This window comes from Pseudomonas sp. lyk4-R2A-8 (assembly GCF_030209095.1).
Classification (GTDB): domain Bacteria; phylum Pseudomonadota; class Gammaproteobacteria; order Pseudomonadales; family Pseudomonadaceae; genus Aquipseudomonas; species Aquipseudomonas quebecensis.
Map to the genome: position 1 here is coordinate 1 of NZ_JARVSS010000029.1, position 19087 is coordinate 19087.

Annotated in this window: 18 protein-coding genes and 1 pseudogene; 6 read left to right on the plus strand and 13 right to left on the minus strand. The window is 59.3% G+C overall.

All coding sequences use genetic code 11. The annotated features are described in order from the left end of the window. From QRN10_RS21840 to QRN10_RS21850, 3 genes and pseudogenes are all read left to right on the plus strand, one after another. Positions 1-476, plus strand: a pseudogene (locus tag QRN10_RS21840) (type IV secretion protein Rhs); the annotation flags it as partial. Then, a complete protein-coding gene (locus tag QRN10_RS21845; RefSeq protein WP_253511456.1) occupies positions 473-793 on the plus strand; it encodes a hypothetical protein in 321 nt (106 codons plus the stop codon). The pseudogene QRN10_RS21840 and the gene QRN10_RS21845, both read left to right, overlap by 4 nt. Before the next feature lie 337 nt (positions 794-1130). Further along, positions 1131-1493 carry a DUF962 domain-containing protein gene (locus QRN10_RS21850; protein WP_181078284.1) on the plus strand — a complete coding sequence of 121 codons (363 nt, stop codon included), beginning with the start codon at positions 1131-1133 and terminating at the stop codon, positions 1491-1493. A 3-nt stretch (positions 1494-1496) separates the two neighbouring features. Here the strand turns inward: QRN10_RS21850 and QRN10_RS21855 are convergent, their stop codons facing one another. The 3 genes from QRN10_RS21855 to QRN10_RS21865 all read right to left on the minus strand — a co-directional run bounded on the left by QRN10_RS21855 (position 1497) and on the right by QRN10_RS21865 (position 3477). Further along, a complete protein-coding gene (locus QRN10_RS21855; RefSeq protein WP_253511454.1) occupies positions 1497-2294 on the minus strand; it encodes an acyl-CoA thioesterase in 798 nt (265 codons plus the stop codon). Positions 2295-2381: 87 nt separating this feature from the next. After that, positions 2382-3143: a CHAD domain-containing protein gene (locus tag QRN10_RS21860; protein ID WP_266248594.1), complete on the minus strand. Its 762-nt coding sequence runs from the start codon at positions 3141-3143 to the stop codon at positions 2382-2384. Positions 3144-3198: 55 nt separating this feature from the next. Then, a complete protein-coding gene (locus QRN10_RS21865) occupies positions 3199-3477 on the minus strand; it encodes a hypothetical protein (RefSeq protein ID WP_034096561.1) in 279 nt (92 codons plus the stop codon). A gap of 217 nt (positions 3478-3694) precedes the next feature. On the opposite strand from QRN10_RS21865, the gene QRN10_RS21870 reads away from it, so the two are divergent. Then, complete coding sequence (locus QRN10_RS21870) at positions 3695-4732, plus strand: patatin-like phospholipase family protein (RefSeq protein WP_253511447.1); 1038 nt, start codon at positions 3695-3697, stop codon at positions 4730-4732. Positions 4733-4896: 164 nt separating this feature from the next. On the opposite strand, the gene QRN10_RS21875 is transcribed toward QRN10_RS21870, so the two are convergent. The 6 genes from QRN10_RS21875 to kdpF all read right to left on the minus strand — a co-directional run bounded on the left by QRN10_RS21875 (position 4897) and on the right by kdpF (position 12905). Continuing rightward, complete coding sequence (locus QRN10_RS21875) at positions 4897-5586, minus strand: response regulator (protein WP_181078277.1); 690 nt, start codon at positions 5584-5586, stop codon at positions 4897-4899. A 37-nt stretch (positions 5587-5623) separates the two neighbouring features. Further along, positions 5624-8275, minus strand: coding sequence for a DUF4118 domain-containing protein (locus QRN10_RS21880; RefSeq protein WP_285429127.1), 2652 nt, complete (start codon positions 8273-8275; stop codon positions 5624-5626). A 125-nt stretch (positions 8276-8400) separates the two neighbouring features. Then, entirely contained in the window at positions 8401-8946 is a 546-nt protein-coding gene (kdpC, locus tag QRN10_RS21885) for a potassium-transporting ATPase subunit KdpC (RefSeq protein WP_285429128.1), read from the minus strand. A gap of 92 nt (positions 8947-9038) precedes the next feature. Next, entirely contained in the window at positions 9039-11102 is a 2064-nt protein-coding gene (kdpB, locus tag QRN10_RS21890) for a potassium-transporting ATPase subunit KdpB (RefSeq protein ID WP_285429129.1), read from the minus strand. A 9-nt stretch (positions 11103-11111) separates the two neighbouring features. Continuing rightward, the gene (gene kdpA, locus QRN10_RS21895) at positions 11112-12806 is read right to left on the minus strand and encodes a potassium-transporting ATPase subunit KdpA (protein WP_285429130.1); all 1695 of its coding nucleotides are present in this window, start codon (positions 12804-12806) and stop codon (positions 11112-11114) included. Between the two features lie 9 nt (positions 12807-12815). Next, a complete protein-coding gene (gene kdpF, locus QRN10_RS21900; protein ID WP_003218754.1) occupies positions 12816-12905 on the minus strand; it encodes a K(+)-transporting ATPase subunit F in 90 nt (29 codons plus the stop codon). Positions 12906-13290: 385 nt separating this feature from the next. Here kdpF and eat point away from each other — a divergent pair, with 385 nt between their 5' ends. Continuing rightward, positions 13291-14655 carry an ethanolamine permease gene (eat, locus tag QRN10_RS21905; protein ID WP_285429131.1) on the plus strand — a complete coding sequence of 455 codons (1365 nt, stop codon included), beginning with the start codon at positions 13291-13293 and terminating at the stop codon, positions 14653-14655. A gap of 111 nt (positions 14656-14766) precedes the next feature. After that, positions 14767-14934, plus strand: a complete 168-nt coding sequence (locus QRN10_RS21910) for a DUF2897 family protein (RefSeq protein ID WP_012722955.1) — start codon at positions 14767-14769, stop codon at positions 14932-14934. Between the two features lie 8 nt (positions 14935-14942). On the opposite strand, the gene QRN10_RS21915 is transcribed toward QRN10_RS21910, so the two are convergent. The 4 genes from QRN10_RS21915 to QRN10_RS21930 form a co-directional block, all read right to left on the minus strand. Beyond that, on the minus strand, positions 14943-15791 hold the full coding sequence (locus QRN10_RS21915; RefSeq protein ID WP_285429132.1) for an urea carboxylase-associated family protein: 849 nt from the start codon (positions 15789-15791) through the stop codon (positions 14943-14945). 14 nt (positions 15792-15805) lie between these two features. Then, positions 15806-16450, minus strand: coding sequence for a GntR family transcriptional regulator (locus tag QRN10_RS21920; protein ID WP_285429133.1), 645 nt, complete (start codon positions 16448-16450; stop codon positions 15806-15808). 107 nt (positions 16451-16557) lie between these two features. Then, positions 16558-16890: a ComEA family DNA-binding protein gene (locus QRN10_RS21925; RefSeq protein ID WP_034096551.1), complete on the minus strand. Its 333-nt coding sequence runs from the start codon at positions 16888-16890 to the stop codon at positions 16558-16560. A 110-nt stretch (positions 16891-17000) separates the two neighbouring features. Next, positions 17001-18995, minus strand: a complete 1995-nt coding sequence (locus QRN10_RS21930) for a polysaccharide biosynthesis protein (RefSeq protein ID WP_285429134.1) — start codon at positions 18993-18995, stop codon at positions 17001-17003. Between the last annotated feature and the right edge of the window lie 92 nt (positions 18996-19087).

A 19087-nucleotide genomic window follows, 5' to 3' on the forward strand; every position in this document is an offset into this window, starting at 1 on the left:
CGGGTGGGATCAATGGGTATCGGTATGTGCCTAATCCGACGGGATGGGTGGATCCGCTGGGGTTGAGTAGGTGTCCGGGTAAATGCCACCCTGCTAAAAGTGCTGACGACCCTGAAAACAGTGCAAAGACAAACGAAGAGCAACCAAAGTTACCCGCACCAGAAAATATTCAGTGGACCGCTCATGGCTACAAACACAGCCCGTCAAAGAGAACACCCTGGAAAGATATTGTAGCCGCAACAAAATCTGGACCAGCTAAGTACAAACCAGGCATTGACATCGAAAAAACAGAAAAAGACGCCTATAGAAACGGCAGCATTACTACTAACGGCAAACCTTGGAAAGTGATGGAATATCCTGATAGTATCGGAGCAAGCGAGGGAAGCCCGAGTCGCTGGATTCGCATAGAGCTAAGTGCAAACACAATTCACGGCCATCCTATTTCAGAACGTGAGTTCAGGAGATTAACTAAGTGATCTCATTAGATTTCTTACACGGCAAAATTACTTATGATGAGTTTTCATCCCTGCAAAACCTTTCCATAGAGCATCAACTCCAAAACTTAAAAGAAGATATGCTTCAGGTTGAATATCCTAGCGGGTTCCTGCTTGACGTAGGCTGGTATCCGTCTTTCGATACAGAAGGGTGCTTTCAAGTAAAAATTATTAAGGATTTTGACTGGGACTTTCCCATCCTGAGCCTGACTTCAAAATCAATTGACAGCACATGCTCACTACTTGATCTCGCGCAAAATAAAATCAATGAAGAATTAAGAAAACAAAATAACCGCTAACTATCTAACACTATGATTCGCACAAACCCGACGAAAATTCTCACAAGCACAAAACAAGAAAAATCCAGACCAAGCAAGACTAACTAACTGATACCCCAAATCTATAAAAAATCAAAAAAAACGCCCCATAAAAAATGTACTTAGTCTGCGCCCCCCCTGAAAGCTATGCTGCTTCCGCTTAAGAAATCCAAAAAAAAAAAAACACCTATTAAATAAATAATCTGTGATTGTAAGTACATACTCACTATCACCCCCATAGCCAACCCCAATTCGCCGCCCCGCCCTACCCCGCCTAAACTCTATTCAAGTTGTTTCAACGGACAGAGGATTCATCACCATGGGCAAACGTCATCCTAATCTCCCCGCCTGGCAATGGCGCCACTACCCGCAGAACCATCAGCACCCGACCAATCTGGCGCTGCATCTGATCGCGGTGCCGCTGTTTATCATCGGGTTTCTGTTGATCGTGTCCGGGGTGTTCAGCCTGAGCGTGGCCAGTTTTGCCGTAGGAGTGGTCGGTATCCTGGCGGGGTTGGCGTTGCAGCGTCATGGGCATAGCCTGGAAGCTCAGGCCAGTGAGCCGTTCAGTGATCGCAAAGATGCGGTGCAACGGTTGGTGGTCGAGCAGTTCGTGACCTTTCCGCGCTTTGTGGTAAGCGGCGGCTGGTGGCGTGCCTGGCGGCAGCGCCAGCGGCATTGAGGATCAGGCGAACACCGCCACGGTCTGGCGGCTGATGGCGATCAGTTCGCCGGTCGGGCCCCACAGTGCGGCAGCGGCATGGCCGTAGCCGTCGCGGGCGTGTTCGATCTTGACGTAGTACTGGCACCAATCAAGGGTCGTGAGCTTCGCCAGCGGCTGGATGAACTCAATGGTCCAGGTCAGGGTGCTGCCGGGCGCCGGCTTCTTGAGGTGCGGTAGCAACGCCGGGGGCCAGGCGTCGACCAATGCCAGAATATGCGCTTCGGTCAGCGGCTCCTCTTTCACATCGCCGCGCAGTCGGACCCATCCGCCCATCTCGCGGGATTTGTTGCCGGTAAACGGCAGGCCGCCAACGCTCCAGCGCATCGCCAGGTGGCGCATGAATTCAGGGGTCACGCCTTTGATGTAGGGCAACTCCTGGCAATCGTCCCAGTGTTTGAACGTCGGCGGTGGCTCGCTGGCTACGTCGATTTCCGACTCGCGGGCGCCGCCGAAACTGGCTTGCACCAGCGTGGCCACTTCACCGTTCTGCACCACGCGCCCCAGCAACTGGCTGACGGCCTTGCCTTCACGCAGTACTTCGACTTGATAACTGGCGGCGACCTCAGGCGCCACCGGGCCAACAAACGTCACCGCCAATGAGCGCAAGGGCCTATCGGTGGGAACTTGGGCGCGCAGGGCTTCGTATTGCAAAGCGGCTACCAGGCCGCCGAAAGTCGCTCGGCCTTGGCCCCAGTCGGCGGGAATCGTCACGTCCAGAGGGTGATGACGGGCAGCGTCGAGCAAATCACTGAAGTGCATGGTGACCTCAAAGCGAGAGACAGAAGGCAGATCTTAACGATCCTGCCTACGCGGTACAGCGCCTATTCCGGCCAAAAACCGGACCGGTCAAAAGCAACGCGCGCTGAGCTTGTCCAACACGCGATCCGACTGGCCCTCGGCTTTGTCCAGGGTGCGCTGCCAAACCGCTACACAGGGCTGCAGGTCTACCTGATGGTCGGCCTGGGCCAACCACTGCAAGCAATCATGCCAGTCGCCAAGCACAGCCTGGGCTTTCTTGAGACGCGGGATGGCATTGGCGGGGAGCTTGTCCAACTGCGGGTACGCCTCGGCGGCGTAGCGCACGCGTTTGATCAACAAGCGCAGGCGATGCCGATCGTGGCCAGGCTCTTTGAGCGCTGCACCGAGCTTATGCCATTGCTTGGCCAAGCGCTTTTCGATACGCGCACGCAAACCCTTGAGCAGCTTTTGGTGTCCGGACGCTCGTATGAAGCGCGGAAAAGCGTCCAGTATCTGTAACAACTGCGCAAGCTCAGGTGATTGAGCCACGTGACGATAGGCATCGGGCTGTGGCCGCAGGCGTCGATCCGCCGCCTCGTGATGACCATGCTGATGCAAATAAGTGGCGAGCACTTCTCGATCACGCAACGGCGTGGTCAATTGGCCGACCGCCCGCGCTGCGTCCTCCAACTGCTCCACGCCGGGTAAACCGCGCAACGGGCGCAGCAGGCTGCGCAGCCGGCGCACGGTAGTGCGCAGGTCATGCAGGGCCTCATCGTCGGTGACGGCAGCGAGCCGAGCCTGGCAGCTCAGTAACCCTACTTCCAGGCCAATGACCTGAGCGACTAACTGATCAACCAACGCTGACATCACTGACTCCCCTGAAAAGGTATGTTTCCTGACGGCTCAAGATGCGCGGTGCGGATCAACGGCCGGCGCGTGATTCACGAATATAGAAGCGTGCTTTTTCGGCCTTGTTGGCACAACCTTCAAACGCTTCGAATTGCTGCTGGGTTTTCGCGCCGGTCAACAGCGACAAGGCTTTGGAATAGCTCACGGTGCCGGCGAAACCTTCGGCCTTGGCCAGGTCCAGTTCTTTCCAGGCGGCATCCAATTGCGACCCGCAGCTGTCGCGGTAGGCGGTTTTCCCGGCACAACCGGCCAGGGCCAGCACGATCACAGGTACACACATCCAGGCTTTCATTGATGACACCTCAAAAGGAAGAAACAGTCGTAGGGAGTAGACGTTGCCCACGGGGAAAAGTGCCTTGTCCACCAAGGGGAAATCACGCCCGCCGATTGCCAGAGCATACCCGAGCGGCGTGACTATTCTGGAAAAATTGCGCAGGTCGGCGCCGAGCATTGAAGCGGCCCCCTCAATAGGTGCATTGTGGGCGTCTGCGTTGGAAAGGACATGGACCATGAAGAAACGTGTTGCCCTGGTGCTGGGCTCCGGCGGAGCCCGTGGCTACGCCCATATCGGCGTCATCGAGGAGATCGAGCGGCGCGGCTATGACATCGCGTGTATCGCCGGATGTTCCATGGGGGCCGTGGTGGGTGGCATCTACGCCGCCGGCAAGCTGGACGAATATCGCCGCTGGATCGAAAGCCTGGATTACCTGGATGTGCTGCGCCTGGTGGATGTGAGTTTTCGCCTGGGGGCGATCCGCGGCGAGAAGGTCTTCGGACAGATTCGCAAGATCGTCGGCGAACTGAATATCGAAGAGCTGCGCATCCCCTACACCGCCGTCGCCACCGATCTCACCAACCAGCAGGAAATCTGGTTCCAGGAAGGTTGCCTGCATCAGGCCATGCGCGCCTCGGCGGCGATTCCCAGCCTGTTCACACCGGTGATGCAAGGCAACCGCATGCTGGTGGACGGTGGCCTGCTCAACCCGTTACCGATCGTACCCGTCGTCTCGAGCCACTGCGACTTGATCATCGCCGTCAACCTCAACGCGACCAACCAGAAGCACTATCAGCTGCCGGTCATTCCTCGCCCGCCGGCGTTCAAGAGTCGTTTCAACAGCCTGGCCAAGTCACTGGGCTCGCACTTGCCCTTTCGCCGCAAACAGGCCGAGCAGTTAATGAAGCTTGAACAGGAAGCGCTGCAGGCCCAGGCAGCGGATATCAATCCGTGGCTGGAGTCGGCCGAACCCGAATCGCAGCAACCGGCCGCCGCGCCGGAAAAACCCGGTGCGCCGAAGTCGGCGACCGGATCTTTCATCATCGATAATGTCGGCCCGGCGTCGCTGCTGGACCTGATCAACCAGAGCTTCGAGGTGATGCAAACGTCGCTGGCCCAGTACAAAATCGCCGGCTATCCGCCGGATGTGCTGATCAACGTGCCCAAGCGGGTGTGCCGTTTTTTTGAGTTCTACAAGGCGCCGGAGTTGATCGCCCTTGGCCGGGAGATTGCCAGCGATACGCTGGATCGGTACGAGAGTGAACAGCCTTGAAGGCGCCGGAGTCAGGCTTGTCCTGGTGAGCACGCTTGTTGTGGTGAGCAGGCTTGCCCTGCGCTGGGCTGCGAAGCGGCCCCACTTCAGACAATGTGGTTTACCCGACAAACCAAGGCGCCTGGATTTGGGGCATACCCTCTACTCAAACGCCGGAAACGTATTTACGCCCCCAGCAACCGATACCCCACCCCGGCCTCGGTCACAATAAACCTCGGCTGCGTCGGGTCATCCGCCAATTTCTGGCGCAGATGGCCCACCACGATGCGCAGATAGTGGCTGTCTTCGGTATGGGTCGGGCCCCAGATGTCCTTGAGCAGTTGTTGCTGGGTAATCACCCGACCGGGGTGGCGCGCCAGTTGCGCCAGCACCGCGTATTCCTTGCGGGTCAGCGCCACTTCGGCGCCGTCCAGCAGCACGCGGCGATAGGCCAGATCGACGGTCAACGGGCCGAAGCACAACGCGGCTTCCTGCGCCTCACCCGCCGGGGCCTGGCGCAACAGTGCACGTATCCGCGCGAGAAATTCCTGGATGCCAAAGGGCTTGGTCACATAGTCATTGGCGCCGCCGTCGAGGGCTTCGACCTTCTGCCCTTCGCTGGCGCGTACCGACAGCACCAGCACCGGCACCGTCGACCATTCACGGAATTCGCGCAGCACTTGCTGACCATCCATATCCGGCAGCCCCAGATCCAGCACCAGCAAGTCCGGCTTGCTCAGCGCCGCCTGGGCCAGGCCTTCGTTGCCGGTACCGGCCTCGATCACTTTGTAGCCCTGGGAGGCCAGGCTGATGCGCAGGAACTTGCGGATCTGCGGTTCGTCATCAATGACCAAAATCGTCGCGGTCTGGCTCATGGTGTTCCATCAAAATCCGGGGAGAAAACAGGGTAGCTCACGGCTCACGCTCCAGGCCAGGCTGGGTGGGCAGCGGCAGGTACAGACTGATGCAGGTGCCGCGCCCGTCGATGCCGTCGCCAACGCGAATATGCCCACCGTGCGCGCCAACCATCCCCTGGCAGATCGCCAGGCCCAGGCCAGTGCCCTGCCCGCCGCGATCACCGCGCGCAGCGGTGTAGAACATATCGAAAATTTTCGTGCGCTCCTCCTCGGGAATCCCCGGCCCTTCGTCAGCCACGGCGAAAAACAGCTGGTTGTCCAAGACCCCGGCCTTCAATTGCAGGCGCCCGTGGGGCGGTGAAAAGCGCGCAGCGTTTTCCAGCACATTGACCAGCGCCTGTTCGATCAACGCCGCGTGCACATACAGCAGCGGCAACTCCGGCGGCACATCGGTGCTCACCTGCAACGGCGCCAGCACCGCGCGCAGACGGCCCAGGGCGCTGCCGACGATATCGCCCGGCGACACCCAATCACGCGCCAATTTGAGCGCGCCGTGGCCCAGGCGCGTCATATCCAACAGGTTCTGGATATAGCGGTCGAGGCGCTCGGCCTCATCGCGGGTGCCCTCAAGCAGTTCGAGACGATCTTCCAGGGGGATGGCCTCGCCCAGCGCCAACAGGCTGTCGATGCTGCCGCGCATGGACGTCAACGGCGTGCGCAAATCGTGGGACACCGAGGCGAGCAAGGCGCTGCGCAGTTGTTCGGTTTCCCCGTGCAGTCGTGCGGACTCCAGCTCCTGCGCCAATTGGGCGCGCGCCAACGCCTGGGCCAGGGGTTGACTCAAGGCCGTGAGCAGGCGACGGCGTTGGCCGCTCAACTCAAGGCCGGGTTTAGCGCTGACGCCCAGCAAACCCAGCGGCCCCTCCTCCCCCGACAGCGGCCACCACCACCAACGCCCGAACGGCAAGGTGCCGGTGCCCATGCCCGCCGGCTGGTCGTGTTGCCAGGCCCAGTCGGCGGCGGCGCGTTCAGCTTCGGTGAACGTCAGCGGGCCGCCGGTCTCCACCGTCCAGCCGCCCTGACCGTCGCGATTGACCAGGCACAAGTCCAGATCGCTCCAGCCCTCCAAGTGATGCGCGGCCGCGCTGATTACCGCCTGGCGGTCGGTGGCGGCGGTGAGTTTGCGTGACAGGTCGAGCAGTTCGCTGGTCTCTTCCTGGGTATCGCGCAAGGCTTGCAGTTGCCGGCGCTGGCGCGCGGCGAGGTTGCCGGTGAGCGCCGCCATGAGCAGGAAGAACAACAGGGTCAGCACGTCTTCTTCACGCTGGATGGCAAATGAGAAGTTCGGCGGAATAAACAGAAAGTCATAGGTCAGGAACGACAACGCCGCGCACACCAGGGACGGTCCCAGGCTGCTGCGTACCGCCACCAGCAACACCGCCGCGAGGAACACCAGCGAAATATTCGGCAGCGGCAACACACTGGACACCGCCCACGCCACGCCAGCGGCCACCAGGGTGGCGACCACCGCCAGGGCGTAATCGAACCACACCAGGCCGCGCACTTCCGGTAGACGTGGCGCAGCCGGGGTATCGTCGCTGTCGAGCACGTTGATTTCCAGGCCCCGGGCATTGCGCAGCAGCCGTGCGGCCAGGCCGCCCCCGAACACCTGGCGATGCCAACGCTTGCGCGACTGCCCCACCAGCAGCAGGCTGGCGCGACGCTCGGCGGCGTGCTGGATCAAGGTCTTGGCCACCTCGCCGGCGCGCAACAGCACCACCTCCCCGCCCAGCCGCTCGGCCAATTGCTGGGCGTTTTGCAGGCGCAGGCGCGATTGTTCGTCCCGTGCGCGACCGTTGTCGATGTGCACCAGGCTCCACGGCAGATGCCGACGCTGCGCCACGCGGCTGGCGTGGCGCACCAGGCGTTCGGCCTGGGCATCGCCATCCACGCCCACCAGCAAACGCCCGCGCACCGCTGGCGCGGCCTGGCCGAGTTGGCGGTAGCCCTGGGCCAGGTCGTCGTCGACGTGGGCCGCGGCGGTCTGCATCGCCAACTCGCGCAGCGCCATCAGATTGGTCTGGGTGAAGAATGCATCGATGGCCGCGCGCGCCTGCTCCGGCACGTAGACCTTGCCGTCGCGCAGGCGCTCGAGCAGTTCGCGGGATGGCAGGTCGATCAGCAGCAGTTCGTCGGCCTCCTGCAACACCCAGTCCGGCAGGGTTTCACGCACCTGCACGCCGGTGATGCCGCGCACCTGGTCGTTGAGGCTTTCCAGGTGCTGGACGTTAACCGTGGTGAACACGTCGATACCGGCGGCCAGCAGTTCCTGGATGTCCTGCCAGCGTTTTTCATGGAGGCTGCCGGGGGCGTTGCTGTGGGCCAGCTCGTCCACCAGCACCAGTTTGGGCCTGGCCGCGAGCAGGCCGTCGAGGTCCATTTCTTCAAGTGTCACGCCACGGTACTCGCGGCGCACCAAGGGTTGCTGCGGCAGGCCACCGAGCAAGGCTTCGGTTTCGGCGCGGCCGTGGGTTTCGACCACACCGGCGATCAATTTCACGCCCTGGCGCAGCTGGGTATGGGCGGCCTGGAGCATTGCGTAGGTCTTGCCCACACCCGGCGCGGCCCCAAGAAAGACTTTGAGCCGGCCACGGCCGTCCCGGGGCAGATCGGCTAACAGGGCGTCGGCGCGGCCGGAGTCGCTCATGCTCGTTGGTTCCTTACGGTGTTTATTGGTTGCGCTTCAGGCCGCCTTCACGGGCAAGCCCGCTCCCACATTTGAAATGCATACTCCTGTGGAAGCGGGCTTGCCCGCGAAGGCGGTTTCACTGCTTACAATTTTTCCAGGGCCATGTTCAATGCCAACACATTCACCACCGGCGGGCCCACCAGCGGGCTTTCGACGTGTTCATCCAGCAACCGCTGCAACGTGGCCACGGGCACGTTCCGCGCCGCCGCCACGCGCGCCAGTTGATAGGTAATCGCCTGCGGTGGCAAGTGTGGATCAAGTCCGCTGCCAGAGGTCGTCAGCGAGGCCAATGGCACCGGCCCCTGGCTGGGCACCAACTGTTTAGTGGCATCGTCGAAGACGCGCGCAGCCAACGCCGGGTTGCTCGGCCCGAGGTTGCTGGCGCTGCTCGACACCGTGGCAAAAGCGCCGGCGGACGGACGCGGGTGGAACCAGCGGTCACCGGTAAATTCCTGGGCGATCAGGCTGGAACCGCGCACTTTGCCGCTGGCGTCGCGCACCAGGCTGCCGTTGGCCTGGTCGGGGAATGCCAGCTGGGCCACGCCGGTGACCACCAACGGGTAAGCGATGCCGGTGATCAGAGTCATCAGAACCAACAGGCTGATGGCTGGGCGAATGATAGGGGTCATGTTCATATCCTCAATCAGTTGAGAAACCCGGTGGTGAGGGCGCCGGGGCCGCTGCCCGAGCAAGCGCCCTCACCACGCAAACAGGCTTGGAGTTACACCAGGTGCAAGGCGGTCAGCAGCATGTCGATGGCCTTGATGCCCACGAACGGCACCAGAATCCCGCCCAGCCCGTAGATCAACAGATTGCGGCGCAGCAAGGCCGCCGCACTCGCCGCCTGCACCCGTACACCGCGCAGTGCCAGCGGGATCAGCACCACGATAATCAGCGCATTGAACACAATCGCCGAGAGGATCGCGCTCTGCGGGCTCTGCAGGTGCATCACGTTGAGCACGCCCAGTTGCGGGTAGATCGAGGCAAACAACGCCGGCAGGATCGCAAAATATTTGGCCACGTCGTTGGCGATGGAAAACGTGGTCAGCGCGCCGCGGGTCACCAGCAGTTCCTTGCCGATCTGCACCACGTCCAGCAACTTGGTGGGGTCGCTGTCGAGGTCGACCATGTTGGCGGCCTCGCGGGCGGCCTGGGTGCCGTCGTTCATGGCCATGCCGACATCCGCCTGAGCCAGCGCCGGGGCGTCGTTGGCGCCGTCGCCGCACATCGCAACCAGGCGACCGTCATTCTGCTCATGGCGAATGCGCGCGAGTTTTTTCTCCGGAGTGGCTTCGGCGAGGACGTCATCCACGCCGGCTTCGGCGGCAATCGCGGCGGCGGTCAGCGGGTTGTCGCCGGTGACCATCACGGTGCGAATCCCCAGCTTGCGCAGCTCGGCGAAACGTTCACGGATACCCGGTTTGACCACGTCCTTGAGGTGAATCGCGCCGAGCAATTTGCCATCGGCACACACCAGCAAAGGCGTGCCGCCGCTCTGGGCGATCTTGTCGATCTCCCGCGACATGGCCGGTTGCAGGTCGCCGCGTTGCTGGCCGATAAACGCCAGCAGCGAATCCACCGCGCCTTTGCGGAACACGCGGCCTTGGTAGTCGACACCGGACAAGCGGGTTTCGGCGCTGAACGGCACGCCGGTCAGTTCATCCGGGGTCGGTTCAGCCTGTGGGTGCAGGGCGCGCAGGTATTCGACGATGGATTTGCCTTCCGCGGTGTCATCCGCCAGGGACGCCAGCAGCGCGCCCTCGGCCAGCTCGCGGCCGCTTACGCCAGGCGCCGCCAGCACGGCCGCGCAACGACGGTTACCGAACGTGATGGTGCCGGTCTTGTCCAGCAGCAGCACATGCACGTCCCCCGCCGCTTCCACGGCGCGGCCGGACTTGGCGATCACGTTCAGACGCACCAGACGGTCCATGCCGGCGATGCCGATGGCCGACAACAAACCGCCAATGGTCGTAGGAATCAGCGTCACCAGCAGTGCGACCAGGAACACCAGAGGCAAGCTGCCATTGGCGAAGTGGGCGAACGGCTGCAGCGTCACCACCACCAGCAGGAAGATCAGGGTCAGGCCGATCAGCAGGATGTCCAGCGCGACTTCGTTGGGAGTTTTCTGGCGTTTGGCGCCTTCCACCAGCGCGATCATGCGGTCCAGTGTGGACTCGCCGGGGTTGGCGGTGATCCGCACCAGCAGCCAGTCGGAAACCAGCCGCGTGTTGCCGGTCACAGCCGAACGGTCGCCGCCGGACTCACGGATCACCGGCGCGGATTCGCCGGTGATCGCCGCTTCATTGACCGCCGCGATGCCTTCGATAACCTCACCGTCACCGGGGATCATCTCCCCGGCGGCAACGCGCACCACATCGCCTTTACGCAAGCTGGTGGCCGGCACGACCTTGAAGCTGCCATCGGCTTCCTTGCGCCGCGCGCTGAGCCCTTCACTGCCGGCCTTGAGGCTGTCGGCGCGAGCCTTGCCACGCCCTTCGGCCAAGGCTTCGGCGAAGTTGGCGAACAGCACGGTGAACCATAGCCACACGGCGATTTGCACGGCGACGAACGTGGGCACCGCCGTGTCCGGCACGAAGCACAGTACCGTAGTGAGGATCGCCGTGAGTTCCACCACCAGCATGACCGGCGAGCGTTGCAGTTGACGCGGATCCAGCTTGACGAAGGACTGCACCAGCGCCGGGCGCCACAGCGCGGAGATGGCGGTTTTGGCCGGCTCCTGGGGTTTGACCGGGGCGGCATTTTTTACAGGTATATTCATTTTCATATCCCTTTTCTAGAAGCCCATGCTCAAGTGTTCAGCGATAGGCCCCAACGCCAGTGTCGGCAGGAAAGTCAGGCCGCCCACCAGCAGAATGGTCACGGTCAACAGGGTCACAAACAGCGGGCCGTGGGTCGGGAAGCTGTTCTGGCCAATCGGTGCGCTCTTCTTCATCGCCAGGCTGCCGGCCAGGGCCAGTACCGGGAGGATGTAACCGAAGCGGCCGATCAACATGCCCAGGCCCAGCATCAGGTTGTGGAACGGCGTGTTGGCACTCAGGCCGCCGAATGCCGAACCGTTGTTGGCGCTGGCGGAGGTGTAGGCATAGAGCAACTGGCTGAAGCCGTGGGGTCCGGGGTTGCTGATGGCGGAGGCCGGGCCCGGCAGGCTGGCGGCGATGGCACCCAGTACCAGCACGCCAACCGGCATCACCAGCAAGGTCACCACCAGCAGTTGTACTTCTTTGGCCTGCAGTTTTTTGCCCAGGTATTCCGGGGTGCGGCCGATCATCAGGCCGGCGAGGAACACCGCAATCAACACGTTGAGCAACATGCCGTACATGCCGGCACCGACGCCGCCGAAGATCACCTCGCCGACCATCATATTGACCAGCGCCACCATGCCGCTGAGGGGGCTGAGACTGTCCTGCATGCCGTTGACCGAGCCGTTGGACGCGGCGGTGGTGGTCACCGACCAAAGCACGGTGCCGGTGGTGCCGAAGCGCGCTTCCTTGCCTTCCAGCGGTGCAGTTTGCTCCACCGCCGGGTTGTTCAGGGTCGGGTTGGGCTGGTACTCGGACCACAGCGAGGTCGCGCCACCGATCAGGAACAGCGCCAGCATGCAGCCGAGGATCGCGCGGCTCTGACGCAGGTCTTTGACGTAGTGACCAAAAGTGAATACCAACGCCACCGGAATCAGGATGATCGACGCCACTTCGAACAGGTTGGCCCAGGCAGTCGGGTCTTCAAACGGATGGGCCGAGTTGACGCCGAAGAAACCACCGCCGTTGGTGCCCAGTTGCTTGATGGCAATCTGGCTGGCCGCCGGGCCCAGGGGGATCACTTGATCCACGCCCTGCATCGTTACGGCATTAACGTAATGGGCGAAGGTCTGCGGTACACCCTGCCACACCAGGAACAGCGCCAGCACCAGGCACAGCGGCAACAGGCCATACAGGGTGGCGCGAGTCATATCGACCCAGAAGTTACCCAGGGTGCGCGCGGATTTGCGGCCGATCCCACGGCAAAGCGCGACCAGCACGGCAAGGCCGGTGGCTGCGCTGACGAAGTTCTGCACGGTCAAGCCGGCCATCTGACTGAGGTAGCTCAGGGACGCCTCACCGCTGTAGGACTGCCAGTTGGTATTGGTCATGAAACTGACCGCCGTATTGAACGCAAGCGTCCATTCCTGGCCCGGCAAATTCTGCGGATTCAGTGGCAGAGAACCTTGGAACAACAGGATCGCGAACAACAGCAAAAAACCCGCGAGGTTGAACGCCAGCAGGGCCAGCATGTATTTCTGCCAGCTTTGCTCCTGCTGCGCGTCCACGCCCGACAGGCGATAACAGGCTTTTTCGACAGGCCCCAGCACGGGGCTCAGCCAGGTGCGCTGGCCTTCCATTACCTTGTAGTAGAACCGCCCCAGAAACGGCGCCGGCACCAGCACCACGGCGAAGAAGGCGATGATCAGCCAATAGTCATAACTGTGCATAGCCTGCTCCTAGTTCCGATCCGCGCGTAACAGCGCAACCAGCAGATAAATGAACAGCGCCACGGCCAATAGCAGTGACACCCCGTCCAGAACGCTCATGGAAGTCTCTCCGTTTAGCGGCGAGTGCCGCGTGTGGGGCAATTGTCGGCAGGAATGGTGTAAAGGAACGAGAGCGAGGGCGTGGGCGGGGCGTAAAGACGGAGTAAAGAGTGGGTTTATGCGGGTGCTGGGGTGGACGCTATCGGGGTTCAAGCCCCCTCCCACATTTGCCCGGGTACATCCTAGGTCAACCTGTGGGAGGGGGCTTGCCCCCGATAGCGCCGGCCCGGCCACCGCCGCACCTGACTGGTGCAACACCACAAAACTTCAAACGCCAAACCATCCCCCACACGACAGTTGCGCCGCTTTACGACACGGTTGCGCAGCATGGCATGGCCGCTGCAACACCTTGAACCATTCCAACCCGTTCAAGGAGCGCCACACGATGAACACACAACTCAAACCCACCTTGGGCACCTTGCATCTCTGGGGCATCGCCGTCGGGCTGGTGATCTCCGGGGAGTACTTCGGCTGGAGCTACGGCTGGGGTGTAGCCGGAACCCTGGGGTTCCTGGTGACCTCATTGATGGTGGCCGCGATGTACACCTGCTTCATCTTCAGCTTCACCGAGCTGACCACCGCGATTCCCCATGCCGGCGGGCCGTTTGCCTACAGCCGTCGAGCCTTCGGTGAGAAAGGCGGCCTGATCGCCGGGTTGGCCACCTTGATCGAATTCGTCTTCGCGCCACCCGCCATCGCCCTGGCCATCGGCGCCTACCTGAACGTGCAGTTCCCGGCCCTGGACCCGAAACACGCAGCCGTCGGCGCCTACATCGTGTTCATGGGTCTGAACATCCTCGGCGTGAAACTCGCCGCCACCTTCGAGTTGGTGGTGTGCGTACTCGCCGTCGCCGAACTGCTGGTGTTCATGGGCGTGGTCGCGCCGGCGTTCAGCTTCAGTAACTTTGCCCTCAACGGCTGGGCCGGCTCCGACACCTTTGGCGCCCCGGCGATTGCCGGCATGTTCGCGGCAATCCCCTTCGCCATCTGGTTCTTCCTTGCCATCGAAGGCGCGGCCATGGCCGCCGAGGAAGCGAAAGATCCCAAGCGCACCATTCCAAAAGCCTACATCAGCGGCATCCTGACCCTGGTGATCCTGGCCATGGGCGTGATGTTCTTCGCCGGTGGCGTGGGCGACTGGCGCGCCCTGTCGAACATCAACGACCCATTGCCACAAGCCATGAAAACCGTCGTGGGCGACAGCTCCGGCTGGTTGCACATGCTGGTGTGGATCGGCCTGTTCGGTCTTGTGGCGAGTTTCCACGGCATCATCCTGGGCTACTCGCGCCAGTTCTTCGCCCTGGCACGCGCCGGTTACCTGCCACCTTTCCTCACCAAGTTGTCGCGCTTTCAGACACCACACCGCGCCATCATTGCCGGCGGCGTGGTCGGTATCGCCGCCATCTACAGCGACGGCCTGATCAACCTGGGCGGCATGACCCTGACCGCGGCAATGATCACCATGGCCGTATTCGGCGCCATCGTTATGTACATCATGAGCATGCTCAGCCTGTTCAAACTGCGTAAGACCGAACCGCTGCTGGAGCGCACGTTCCGCGCACCCGGTTATCCCATCGTGCCGGGCATTGCGCTGGTACTGGCGGTGGTGTGCCTGGTGGCAATGGCCTGGTTCAATGCCTTGATCGGGCTGATCTTCCTGGGCTTTATGCTCGCCGGCTTCATCTACTTCCAACTGACCGCCCAGGACCGCGTCGATGCGCCAGCGGATGCGATGCTGACAGGGCTTTAAGGTTTCTGAGGCGGAACAGGCCTACACTGAACTACTCAGAAAGCCTGTAACTCAAAGCAGTTATTACCGTGGGAAAACTCTCCCACGGCAATCTGCCTCAAGGAGAGCGTTATGCCGTGGTATGCATGGTTGATTTTAGTGGTGGCGATCGGGTCGATCGTCGGTGGCCTGATGATGCTGCGCGACAGCGCCAACAAGGTTGAACTCACCGACGAACAACGCAAGCGCGTGGCCGAGCGAAATGCGCAGGCGGATGCCAAGGATGCGCAGGATCGCTGAACCTTGGGTTATTCCCAAGCCGCCCTGGCGATCTGCAAACCGTGCTGTCCCTTATAGGCAGCACGTTCCGGCTGGCTCCAGCCACTCAGCAACTCGTCCTCCAGCTTGTAAACCTCAACCCCCAACGGCCGACACACCGTCAGCGGGTCCTGCGCATCCGGCCCCCACATCGGCAGCGACAAATCCCCACCCGGACAGGTCGACAGCGCACACAGCAGATCGATCTCGGCAAAGAACTCCAGATAATCGCCCTTCTGCGCGGGGCAGGCTTTCATGAAATACATGTCGTCGTGATTGAGGCCCGTGCATTGGAAAATATTCAGCACATCGTGCACGTCGAACTCCGTCAGGCCGTGGGGTAAAACCGCACGGGTCAGATTCGAGTGGCAGTGGTGGTGGAAGTCTTCGCCGGTGAGCATGCGGTTCACATAGGGGTCGCAGCGCGTACCGAGCAGATCGTGCAGGCGGCCGCCGTGCTCGTCGATACCGTAGTTGGCCAGGCTGTCGTCGGTGATGGTGACCAAGGGCCTTAGAAAGGGCAGGTTCGACCATAAACGGTCGTGAGTGCTGACATGGGCTCCCTGCAACTGACGCGTACGCGCCGCCCATAAACGCTCGCGTGGGTCGTTGGCGTTCCATACGTTGAAGTCGCCGACCTGCGGGCCCACCGGCGTGGTCACACGAAACACATGCCCGGCCGGCACCTTCCACGCCCTGCCCGTGCGGATCGGCACCTCGAACTGTTCGATCAACGTGCGCCGGGTCTTTTGATCACGAATGCGCTCATAGAACGCCGTATCCACCTGCAACGCCGAACCTTTGCTGACCTGGTACGCGGCGGGATAGTCTTTGTACATGGGGCAATCCTCCATCAAGGGTGATCAAAGAGAGCGAGGGAAAGGTGTTCGGAATCGTCCAGGTAGAGGCTCATCGCCTCGCTGGCGGCTGGCTTGTCGTTATTGGTTAGTAACCTGTAAATCTCACGGTCCCGTTCCAGCCAAGGCGCCTGGAAGTCCTGTTCGTCGGGCGCGGCGCAAAACACCAGGCGCAATTGAGCGACTATCTGGGCGAAAAACTCATTGAATAATGGGCTTTGCAGCAGAGCGACGATTTGTTGGTGGAACAATAGGCTATGGGTGGCCACTGATCGCCAATCTTCGCGCTCGTGGGCCAGGGTGGTGGCGTCTATAACGTCTTGCATGCGTTCGGATTGCTCGTGGGTAAGCGCAGCACTTTGGGCAATGGCCTGCAATTCGAGCGTACGGCGCACGACAAATAAATCCCGAACCTCGTCACGCTCGAGTCGCCGGACCATTACGCCTTTGTTGCGCACGTAGCGGGTCAAGCCTTCCTGACCCAAGCGATGCAAGGCTTCGCGAATTGTGTTGCGAGAAGCATTGTAGGACTTGACTAGCTCGGCCTCGACCAAGGCCATACCCGGCAAGAGTCGGCCACCAATGATATCGGCACGTAGTTCCAGACCGATTTGGTCGGCTAGAGACAGAGTTGCTGGCATGAGTACCTCTTGATTGTTGAACAATCTTTTATATAGGGGTAACCAATTTTCATGCCAACGATACGTGTGATAAGAAAGGCCGGTCGGTGACCGGCCTGCGGGGGGCATTAATTAATCGACAACCGATCGCGATTTTTTTCCAGCAACGCCTTGCCGATACCCTTCACCTCCAGCAATTCGTCCACCGCCGTGAACGGACCATTGCTCTCGCGGTAGGCAATGATAGCCTTGGCTTTCGCGGCACCAATGCCGAACAAATCGCGACGCAGAGTTTCGGCATCAGCGGCGTTGAGGTTTACCTTGGCGGATTGCTCAACCTCGGCCATCTGTGCGGTGATAGAAGCCGGGGCCTCGGGTTTGATGGAGGGTGCCGCATTGGTGGCGATGGAAAGGGAAGCAAGAAAAGCGAAAACAAGAGAGGAAACATAAGTGTTTTGCATTGATGACGCTCCATAAAATCGTTAAGAGAAAAGCAGCTTTTCCAAAGCTGCTTTTCAAATTTAGGCGATATTTCGGACTAGTCAAAAATGCATGAGTTACAGAGTGTTAACTACGGTTCTAGGCGACGTTGCTGGTATATCCAGTCAACGATTTCGCCATCGGGAGTGTAACCACTAACGGTGTCACGAAGGAGCTGGCGGACCCGGGTGTAGTCGTCATGATCAACTGCAGAGAGCAACTCAGTCAGCTTTCCTTTGAGTATTTCCCATGGAATGTAGTCTTCATTCGCGCTCATTATCATTGGGTGTCTTGTGGGCACCACATTATCACCGATAAGTAGCTCTTCGTAGAGTTTCTCGCCGGGACGGAGGCCGGTAAATTCGATCGCAATATCACCGTGAGGATTTTTATCCGAACGAACACTCAAGCCAGACAAATGAATCATTTTTTCTGCTAACTCGACAATCTTTACAGGTTCCCCCATATCCAGAACAAATACGTCGCCCCCCATACCCATAGACCCTGCCTGTATCACCAATTGTGCGGCTTCGGGAATTGTCATGAAGTAACGAGTAATCTTTGGATGTGTAACAGTAAGCGGACCGCCAGATTTTATCTGCTTATGAAAGAGTGGAATCACGGAACCCGAGGATCCCAGAACATTTCCAAAACGAACCATCGTGAAGCGCGTTTTATTAATCTCAGAGGTATTTGAATGACTTCTAAAAAGTACGGGAGCCACTTCACGACTTAATGCTTGTAGTGTTAACTCGGAGAGACGTTTCGTACTTCCCATAATATTGGTTGGTCGTACAGCCTTGTCAGTAGAAATAAGAACAAAATTATCAACGCCTGCTTGCAAAGCAGCTTGCGCAGTGTTAAGGGTGCCGACAACGTTATTTAACACACCCTCGGCAATATTATGTTCTACCATAGGAACATGCTTGTATGCAGCGGCATGATACACAGTATTAACCTTCCAGGTTTTCATGACATCGAGCAATTTTGATTGATCGCGCACAGAACCCAGTATTGGAAGTAGCTTTACTGATAACGACTCCCTGGCTATTTGTTGTTCAAGCTCCGACAGTATGCTATATAGATTATATTCACTATGTTCAAACAACAAAAGCGCCGTTGGACGCAACAGTAATATCTGCCTGCACAATTCCGAGCCAATCGAACCACCGGCTCCAGTGACTAAAACGCTCCGTTCTTTAATGCAATGCTCCAGCAGGTCACCTTGGGCTGGCACGGAGTCACGACCAAGAAGGTCGGCAATATCTACTTCTTGGATGTCATCTACTTTTACTCGGCCGCTTGCAAGATCCATGAAACCTGGGACACTTCTGACATGTAGAGGGAAACCTTCGAGATACCCAAGTATTTCACGTCGACGACCACGATTTGAAGAGGGGATGGCCAACAGTATTTCCTGAGCGCCAGTGATATCAATCATCTTCTGTATGTGCTTAGGTTTGTATACCTGCAGCCCAGCTATAACACGATCAGTGATACTGATGTCATCATCAATGAAGGCGACAGGACGCATTAATCGTCCCATTCTTAACGCTGCGACTAGCTGATTACCAGCAGCGCCAGCACCGTAAATTGCTACTTTCGGCAGGCCATCGTCTCGGTTAGTAAAAGGCATATGCTGGGCTGCAGCAAACCAATCGCCCAAAAAGTACTGACGCATGGCCAAGCGCAAGCCGCCAATCATTATCAGACTGAGCCACCAATAATTAAAAATTATTGAGCGTGGCACTACATTCTGGTGATTGCTATACCAATAAACTACTACACCCAAAATTAACGAAGACAGACTAACCGCTTTAATTATAGCGATAAGGGCATCATTACCAAAATAACGCATGACCGCACGGTACATACCGAAACGAACAAATAAGGGAATTGCTATAATTGGCGCGCTAAGAAAAAGCCAGAAATGGGCAGTTACTGGATTGACCATTTCATCAATACCCAGCCGCACCAAAAATGCTAGCCATAGTGCAAACCACACTAGAATCACATCAGTTATTACTTGAATCAATCGTTTTTTTCTACGAGGTAGTCCTTGTAGAAAAATACGAATCTCTTCCATCCCCACGCTAAAACCCTCCGGACCCAAATCTACACCGCTGCTAAACTTAAATTATAAAAATTTAAGACTACATGCTGCTATGTTATGCAAAA

Excerpts from the sequence above, each read along its gene's own strand:
- QRN10_RS21850 (WP_181078284.1), top strand. The coding sequence starts at position 1,131 with ATGGGCAAACGTCATCCTAATCTCCCCGCCTGGCAATGGCGCCACTAC.
- QRN10_RS21855 (WP_253511454.1), bottom strand. The coding sequence starts at position 2,294 with ATGCACTTCAGTGATTTGCTCGACGCTGCCCGTCATCACCCTCTGGAC.
- QRN10_RS21860 (WP_266248594.1), bottom strand. The coding sequence starts at position 3,143 with ATGTCAGCGTTGGTTGATCAGTTAGTCGCTCAGGTCATTGGCCTGGAA.
- QRN10_RS21865 (WP_034096561.1), bottom strand. The coding sequence starts at position 3,477 with ATGAAAGCCTGGATGTGTGTACCTGTGATCGTGCTGGCCCTGGCCGGT.
- QRN10_RS21870 (WP_253511447.1), top strand. The coding sequence starts at position 3,695 with ATGAAGAAACGTGTTGCCCTGGTGCTGGGCTCCGGCGGAGCCCGTGGC.
- QRN10_RS21875 (WP_181078277.1), bottom strand. The coding sequence starts at position 5,586 with ATGAGCCAGACCGCGACGATTTTGGTCATTGATGACGAACCGCAGATC.
- QRN10_RS21880 (WP_285429127.1), bottom strand. The coding sequence starts at position 8,275 with ATGAGCGACTCCGGCCGCGCCGACGCCCTGTTAGCCGATCTGCCCCGG.
- kdpC (WP_285429128.1), bottom strand. The coding sequence starts at position 8,946 with ATGACCCCTATCATTCGCCCAGCCATCAGCCTGTTGGTTCTGATGACT.
- kdpB (WP_285429129.1), bottom strand. The coding sequence starts at position 11,102 with ATGAAAATGAATATACCTGTAAAAAATGCCGCCCCGGTCAAACCCCAG.
- kdpA (WP_285429130.1), bottom strand. The coding sequence starts at position 12,806 with ATGCACAGTTATGACTATTGGCTGATCATCGCCTTCTTCGCCGTGGTG.
- kdpF (WP_003218754.1), bottom strand. The coding sequence starts at position 12,905 with ATGAGCGTTCTGGACGGGGTGTCACTGCTATTGGCCGTGGCGCTGTTC.
- eat (WP_285429131.1), top strand. The coding sequence starts at position 13,291 with ATGAACACACAACTCAAACCCACCTTGGGCACCTTGCATCTCTGGGGC.
- QRN10_RS21910 (WP_012722955.1), top strand. The coding sequence starts at position 14,767 with ATGCCGTGGTATGCATGGTTGATTTTAGTGGTGGCGATCGGGTCGATC.
- QRN10_RS21915 (WP_285429132.1), bottom strand. The coding sequence starts at position 15,791 with ATGTACAAAGACTATCCCGCCGCGTACCAGGTCAGCAAAGGTTCGGCG.
- QRN10_RS21920 (WP_285429133.1), bottom strand. The coding sequence starts at position 16,450 with ATGCCAGCAACTCTGTCTCTAGCCGACCAAATCGGTCTGGAACTACGT.
- QRN10_RS21925 (WP_034096551.1), bottom strand. The coding sequence starts at position 16,890 with ATGCAAAACACTTATGTTTCCTCTCTTGTTTTCGCTTTTCTTGCTTCC.
- QRN10_RS21930 (WP_285429134.1), bottom strand. The coding sequence starts at position 18,995 with ATGGAAGAGATTCGTATTTTTCTACAAGGACTACCTCGTAGAAAAAAA.